General features: G+C 35.6%; 3 protein-coding genes and 1 pseudogene. All 4 read left to right on the top strand.

Features of this window, described 5'->3' with window-relative positions:
* Positions 1-2,129 (top strand): gliding motility-associated C-terminal domain-containing protein (locus A3SG_RS20270; RefSeq protein WP_016991212.1); only part of this gene is annotated, 2,129 nt, incomplete at its 5' end.
* A gap of 86 nt (positions 2,130-2,215) precedes the next feature.
* The gene (locus tag A3SG_RS0117035; RefSeq protein ID WP_016991211.1) at positions 2,216-3,124 is read left to right on the top strand and encodes a type IX secretion system membrane protein PorP/SprF; all 909 of its coding nucleotides are present in this window, start codon (positions 2,216-2,218) and stop codon (positions 3,122-3,124) included.
* Positions 3,125-3,135: 11 nt separating this feature from the next.
* On the top strand, positions 3,136-5,073 hold the full coding sequence (locus A3SG_RS0117030) for an OmpA family protein (RefSeq protein ID WP_016991210.1): 1,938 nt from the start codon (positions 3,136-3,138) through the stop codon (positions 5,071-5,073).
* Positions 5,074-5,199: 126 nt separating this feature from the next.
* Positions 5,200-5,899: pseudogene (locus tag A3SG_RS20265) on the top strand (OmpA family protein); the annotation flags it as partial.
* Positions 5,900-6,574 lie beyond the last annotated feature (675 nt).

The raw sequence follows: 6,574 nt of genomic DNA, 5'->3' as shown, positions 1-6,574 counted from the left end.
TCACTGGAACTACAACAGATGCTTTGACAAGAAGCACGCAAGGAACTTCCGTAATCACTTGGACTTTCAACGATGGTAATGGAAATAGCACAACTGCCACTCAAAACATAGTTGTAAAAGACAATACCAAGCCAGTAACTCCAACCTTAGCTGATGCTACAGGGGAATGTTCTGCAACGGCAACTGCTCCAACAACCACTGACAACTGTTCAGGAACAATCACAGGAACTACAACAGATGCTTTGACAAGAAGCACGCAAGGAACTTCGGTAATCACTTGGACTTTTGATGATGGCAATGGAAATAGTACAACTGCCACTCAAAACATAACAGTTCAAGATATTACTGCTCCGACAATCAGCGCTGCTGGTGCCGATGCAACAATCAACTGTCCTGCAATTCCTTCGTTCACTGCGCCAACGGCTACCGATACTTGTGGAACAGCAACAGTAAATGAAATCTCTGATGTAACTACTCCAGGGGCAACTGCTGGAGTCTATACTAGAACAATAACTTGGGATGCAACGGATCTTGCTGGAAACCACAGTACAACAGTGAGTCAAACCATAACAGTTCAAGATATTACTGCTCCGACAATCAGCTGTCCGACAGATGTAGTAGTTGACGCGAATGCGGAATGTACTGCAACTCAAGTTGCTTTAGGAACACCTACTGCTGCTGATAATTGTGGCGTGGCTTCGATAACTAATGATGCTCCTGATACTTTCGTATTGGGTGACACAACAGTAACTTGGACAGTAACAGATAACGCAGGTAACACTGCTACTTGTAACTCAAAAGTAACGGTAGTAGACAATACAAACCCAACAATCAGCTGTCCGACAGATGTAGTAGTTGACGCGAATGCGGAATGTACTGCAACTCAAGTTGCTTTAGGAACACCTACTGCTGCTGATAATTGTGGCGTGGCTTCGATAACTAATGATGCTCCTGATACTTTCGTATTGGGTGACACAACGGTAACTTGGACAGTAACAGATAACGCGGGTAATACTGCTACTTGTACTCAAAAAGTAACGGTAGTAGACGTAACAGCTCCAATTATAGCTACATTACCAGAACCAACTACTATCTCTTGTCCAGCAATGCCTTCATTCACGCAAGCTACAGCTACTGATAATTGTAGTTCTCCAGTAAGTTTAACTTGGAATGATATCACTACAGCGGGCGCTTGTTCTAGTTCTTATACAGTAACCAGAACATGGACAGCTGTAGACGGAGCAGGTAATACGGCTACTGCTTCACAAACGATTAGTGTAGAAGATACAACAGCTCCTACTACAACAACTGAGTTTGCTGCAGAAATTAATGTAAACTGTGCTGCCATACCAGCAAAGCCAGAGCTTGTTTTTGTAGATGATTGTTCCACTGTCCCTCCTACTGTTGTCTACACTGAAAATAAGGTTGACAATACTAATGGCTCCTATTCTCTAACAAGAAAATGGATAGTTAAGGACGCATGTGACAACACATCTGAATTTACTCAAGTTGTAAATGTCGATGTTACTGCAACTAACGTTGCGATTACTGAAATCACATCTTATAATATTGATGATATACCAGCACCGATAATCAACTTGTTTAGTTTGCTACCACAAGGTACACCAACAGGCGGAACTTGGTTTAGTGAAGACTCCTCAGTAACGTTAAATGGAGATATTGTCGATAATAATACGATTGAAGCGGGAAGTTATAATTTCACCTATACTATTAATGCTGATGCTTGTCCAACAATATTCTCACTAACAATTAATGTAGAGGGAGGTCTTGTATTAGCGTGTGGTACGGTAATCGTTCATAATGCCTTCTCACCAAATGGAGATGGAGTCAATGAATTATTTACTATTGATAATTTAGAAGATACGATCTGTTATCCAGATAATACAGTAGAAATCTACAATAGATGGGGAGTTCTAGTTTTTGAAACTACGGGGTATAATAATACTACAAATGCTTTTGATGGTACCTCTCGTGGAAGAACAACGATAAACCAATCATCTGGATTACCAACAGGTACGTACTTCTATATTTTGAATTATACATCAGTTGATAGTAACGGTCAGATTCAGACTAATAAAAAAGACGGCTATTTATACCTAACAAAATAATTAAAAAAGACCTTAGGGCTTCAAAACCCTAAGGTTTAATTAAAATTTTATTGACACCCCTAATTTCGAATGATAAAATATCTACTATGAAAACAAAACTATTTTCTTTCGTTTTGATGTTTACAGCTTTAGTAAGTTTTGCACAACAGGATGCACAATTTACACAGTACATGTACAACACCATAAATATTAATCCTGCGTATGCCGGATCAAGAGGAGCTTTGAGCATTTTTGCCTTACATCGTACACAATGGGTAGGATTAGATGGAGCACCAGTTACAAATGCAGTATCTGTAAATACCCCTTTTAACAACAGCAGGTTAGGACTGGGTGTATCCGTTATTAATGATAGAATAGGTCCCACAGTAGAGAACACTATCTCTGCAGATTTATCCTATACCATCCCGACCTCCGAAAAAGTTAAACTCTCTTTTGGAATTAAAGCAACAGCCAATTTATTTGATTTGGATGTTACCCGGCTGAATCCAGTTGATAGCGATCCTAGTTTACAAAACTTTAACAATAAATTCTCTCCAAATATTGGGGCTGGAGTTTATTTACATTCGGACAAGGCATATGTAGGATTATCAATACCTAATTTTATAGAATCAAATAGGTACGATGACAATGAAGTCGCTATCTTTAAAGAAAAAATAAATTACTATTTGATAGCCGGTTATGTACTTGATTTGAATAGCTCCATAAAATTCAAACCTGCTCTATTAACTAAAATGGTTAAGGGAGCTCCACTACAAGTAGATGTATCGGGAAACTTTATGTTTAACGATAAATTCGTTCTTGGAGTTGCTTACAGATGGAGTGCTGCGGTTACTGCAATGGCTGGATTTCAAATTTCAGATGCGATGTACATAGGATATGGATATGATCTAGAAACTACCAAATTAAATAATTATAACTCTGGCTCACATGAAATTTTCTTGCGCTATGAATTATTTAAAAATAATGATAAAATCACAACCCCTCGATTCTTCTAAAAACAATTATTATGAAAAATAACATACTCTTTTACATAACTATAATAAGTGTTTTTTCATTAAACATTTATTCACAAAAAGCCAGAGTAGCCGCTGCCGATAAAAAATATGACAACTATGCTTTTGTATCTGCCATAAACACATACGAAAGAGTGGCTGATAAAGGTTATAAATCGGCTGATATGTTCCAAAAACTGGGAAATGCCTACTATTTCAATGGGGAGCTCGAAAAAGCGGCCCAATGGTATGGCGAGTTATTTGCCATGACGTCCGAAGTGGAACCGGCTTATTATTATCGCTATGCCCAATCTTTAAGATCTATTGGCGAAAATGACAAAGCAAATCAAATTATGGAAAAATTTGATAAAATGTCAGGAAATGACAGCAGAGGGGAACTTTTTGCGAAGAACGAAAACTATATGGATGCCATCAAGGCTAATTCCGGAAGGTATAAAGTGGAAGATGCAGGAATCAATTCTCCCTATTCAGATTATGGGACTACTATGTATTCCAATAAAATAGTATTTGCATCTGCACGAGATACCGGAAGTTTAGGCCACAGAAGACATACTTGGACCGGTCAATCTTTCACAAAATTGTATGTGTCCGATGTTGGCGAGGAAATGAGTTTGGGAAGTCCAGCCAAGTTTGATAAATCTATCAACTCTAAATTTAACGAATCTACCCCAGTCTTTACTAAAGACGGAAAAACAATCTATTTCACAAGAAATAACTACCTCGAGGGGAAAAAAGGAAAAGACGGAAACGACAACACCTTAGTAAAAATATATAAAGCCAGTTTAGAGAATGACAAATGGGTGAATATTACTGAACTTCCTTTCGATAGTGATAATTACAGTACAGCCCACCCTATTTTAAGCCCTGATGAAAAAACAATGTATTTTGTTTCTGATATGCCGGGAACTATAGGACTTTCTGATATATTTAAAGTACAAATAAATGACGATGGGACTTTCGGGACACCTTTAAATTTAGGACGTTTGATTAATACGGAAGGAAGAGAAACTTTTCCATTTGTAAATGATGACAACGAAATTTATTTCGCATCTGATGGCCATCCAGGTCTGGGAGGATTAGATATTTTTGTGTCTAAAATAAATGCAGACGGAACTTTTGGAAAGGTTCAAAATGTGGGTATGGATGCCAACTCTCCTAAGGATGATTTCGGGTATTGGATTGACACTAAATCCAGAAGAGGTTTTTTCTCGTCAAATAGAGATGGTGGACAAGGTTATGATGATATCTATAAATTCCTAGAAACTAAAAAGCTTCTTTGTGAACAGCAACTATATGGAAAAGTGACAGATTTAGCCACTTCTGAGATTCTTCCAGGGGCAAAAATCAGTCTGTTTGACAACAAGTTTAACCCTATGGGGACCGTTAATACAGATGATAAAGGAAACTATACTTTTTCCGTTGAATGTGGAAAAACATATAATGTAAGAGCCGAAAAAGAAGCCTATACTGCCAAGGAAGAAAGTGTGACTATTGCCGACGAAGATGGAAAAACAAAACTAGATATAGCCTTAGAAAAAGAGGAATGTAAGGTCACCATCGGTGATGATTTAGGTAAATGCTTTGGCATTAAAAATATATACTTCGATTTTGATAAATCCAATATCCGTGTAGAAGCAGCTATAGATTTAGAAAAAATATTAGATGTCATGAATCAATATCCAAAAATGAAACTTGATATTCGATCCCATACTGACAGCCGTGGATCATTCAAATACAATGAGTCTTTATCAGACAGAAGAGCACAATCAACTATCGGTTGGTTAATAGAAAACGGAGTAGATAAAGGCCGTTTAACCGCTAAAGGATATGGAGAATACCAACTCATAAATAAATGTACTGACGACGTTGAATGCACCGAAGAAGAGCATCAACTAAACAGACGAAGCGAATTTATTATCATGGAGTTATAGCTAATTCACTATTAGATTAAAATAATAAATAGGAACCCCAGAAAGTTAAACTTTCTGGGGTTTTTTGTTTTTACATTACTGCATTAATAGACACCTATATACCACTTTAATTCGCTAATAATTTAACAAGATTATGATGATATTTATAAATTCCTGGAAACTAAAAACCTTATTAGTGAACAGCAACTATATGGAAAAGTAACAAATTTAGCCACTTCTGAGATTCTTCCAAGGGGAAAAATCAGTCTGTTTGACAACAAGTTTAACCCTATGGGAACCGTTAATTCAGATGATAAAGGAAACTATACTTTCCCTTGAATGCGGAAAAACATATAATGCAAGAGCCGAAAAAGAAGCCTATACTACCAAGGAAGAAAGTGTGACTATTGCCGACGAAGATGGAAAAACAAAACTAGAAATAGCCTTAGAAAAAGAGGAATGTAAGGTCACCATCGGTGATGATTTAGGTAAATGCTTTGGCATTAAAAACAGATACTTCGATTCTGATAAATCCAATATCCGTGTAGAAGCAGCCATAGATTTAGAAAAAATATTGGATGTCACGAATCAATATCCAAAAATGAAACTTGATATTCGATCCCATACTGACAGCCGTGGATCATTCAAGTACAATGAGTCTTTATCAGACAAAAGAGCACAATCAACTACCGCTTGGTTAATAGAAAACGGAGTGGATAAAGGCCGTTTAACCGCTAAAGGATATGGAGAATACCAACTCATAAATAAATGTGCTGACGACGTAAAATGCACCGAAGAAGAGCATCAACTAAACAGACGAAGCGAATCTATTATCATGGACTTATAGCTAATTCACTACTAGATTAAAATAATAAATAGGAACCCCGGAAAGTTTAGCTTTCTGGGGTTTTTGTTTTTACATTACTACTTTAATAGACACATTTATATGACTTTAAACAGCTAATAATTTAACAAGGATTGAATAAACTTCTTGTTAAAAAAAACGTAATTAACTACTAATCAAAGTATTATCTCACAAATTAAATCTTAAAAAAAGGGGTTAAAAACATTAAAACTTAACTATTACCCAACAAAAAATCCATTTCAACGAGTTTTTAGGTTAGTTATAGAAAAAATAAAACACCATCAATAATAATTCTTAAATTTAACTATAATTGATAAACACTCTTTTAGGAGTAATATATAAAAAAGAGAAAATCACAAATATTGAAAATTATTTAACACTGAAAAAAGTAAATCTTTTATATTTTTTTTCAGGATTTAAATACCAGTGAACTTGAAGTTTTGAATAGATTAAAATATTTATTTAAAAATTGTAAAAAAACACTCAGCTACTTTAAATTATTTTAGTTGTGTCTTTTAATAAAAAAGGGAAAGTATTTACAACCGTAAAAACTACTTTAACAACAAAGAAGAAAAATTTACGTCCTTAAAAAAGTAAAATTCAATCTGAGGTTTAAGATTAAAAAAATAAAGTTTTAAAATTTAATATAGAAACTAC

This window comes from Flavobacterium sp. ACAM 123 (genome assembly GCF_000264055.1).
Taxonomy (GTDB): domain Bacteria; phylum Bacteroidota; class Bacteroidia; order Flavobacteriales; family Flavobacteriaceae; genus Flavobacterium.
Note: the sequence above shows the minus strand (reverse complement) of the source record. Positions and strands in the feature narration are given on the sequence as shown.

Coding starts and splice junctions, on each gene's coding strand:
- A3SG_RS0117035 (WP_016991211.1), top strand. CDS start 2,216: ATGAAAACAAAACTATTTTCTTTCGTTTTGATGTTTACAGCTTTAGTA.
- A3SG_RS0117030 (WP_016991210.1), top strand. CDS start 3,136: ATGAAAAATAACATACTCTTTTACATAACTATAATAAGTGTTTTTTCA.